This is a genomic window from Luteibacter sp. P4_D7_3 (assembly GCF_056401735.1).
On record NZ_JBFUIT010000609.1, the window covers coordinates 1 to 1,027 of the forward strand.

At 61.8% G+C, this 1,027-nt stretch carries 3 protein-coding genes; all 3 read right to left on the reverse strand.

Going from position 1 to position 1,027, the window contains the following annotated elements:
* On the reverse strand, positions 1-212 hold a 212-nt coding region (locus tag AC1DSN_RS23110), incomplete at its 3' end, for an SRPBCC family protein (protein ID WP_477333227.1).
* Positions 209-625, reverse strand: coding sequence for a lipocalin-like domain-containing protein (locus AC1DSN_RS23115; protein WP_477333231.1), 417 nt, complete (start codon positions 623-625; stop codon positions 209-211). The genes AC1DSN_RS23115 and AC1DSN_RS23110, both read right to left, overlap by 4 nt.
* Before the next feature lie 153 nt (positions 626-778).
* A partial coding sequence (locus tag AC1DSN_RS23120) for a hypothetical protein (RefSeq protein WP_477333229.1) occupies positions 779-1,027 on the reverse strand: 249 nt, incomplete at its 5' end.

Below are 1,027 nucleotides of genomic sequence, written 5' to 3' on the forward strand. Positions count from 1 at the left end.
AGATGGTGCTCTGGCTCCGTTTCGAGGAGGCGCTCGGTCTGGCGACTACCGTCCTGGCCCTTGGCGACACGCAGACAGCCTTCGCGCTCACCTTCGCTGTCGACCCCAGCCAGCATCGGATGCCACTCGCCCACCGCGCCGAATTTGCCGATATTGGCCCAGAGCGCGTCGGCATCCTCAGCGACCCGTCTGGTTTCGACGACCTTAGTCATTTTGCCTTCTCCCTGTTCGCGTCGCGCGCTCCTGCCTTCCGCCAGACGATCCTCACTCTTCCCCAGTCCGTGTCGGCGTCGAGCACCAGGAGATCGCTCTCGAACCGGTAATGGCGCTTCTGGTCTCCGCCTTCCAGATTGGGGAACCACGCGCCCTCGATATGGTGCGTGACCGTCCGCCTTTCGGTATCGATGGAGAACGTGCCGAAATAGCCGAAATACTCCTTGAATGCGCGCGCGCCATCTTCTGTGCTGGCCGCGCGCCAGTCGCCTGATGGGAAGGTACGTCGCCCATGACGGGCGAGCTGCGCGGCCACGTGGCCGTCTGCAGTATAGATGAACTGGCCGACGGCATTCTCGCCGAGGGGAAATGATTTCTCTCCGCCAGGTTTTTGTTCAGACCACTCGACCAGTGTTCACGACGGTCGAGCCGTATTGATTGCGCCAAGTGCCTTGCCAAATTCCCATATCGTGCTCTCTGCGCCTCGTGTCCTGTCAACGCGGATCCTACGGTGAGGTTCCGACAGCCCAGGAGGAGGCCCCGCCGCAAGATCGAAAGCTGAATTTCAATAGCCTTTACGAAACTCCGAGGCCGGCACCAGGCAGCGGTGGGTCGGGAACATCCTTGGTTCCGACCGGACGACGTTCACGGCGCGCGGACCGCCGTCACGAGGGCGCAGCCCCCAYGGCAGCTCCACCATCTCCACATCGCCGTCATCGCGTCTTATGATGACGTGGCGCTCGTCGAGCGGGGCGTCGGACTGGGAAATCTTCGCGCTCATCATGATCGGAACATAGCAGGAACGATATCCTGA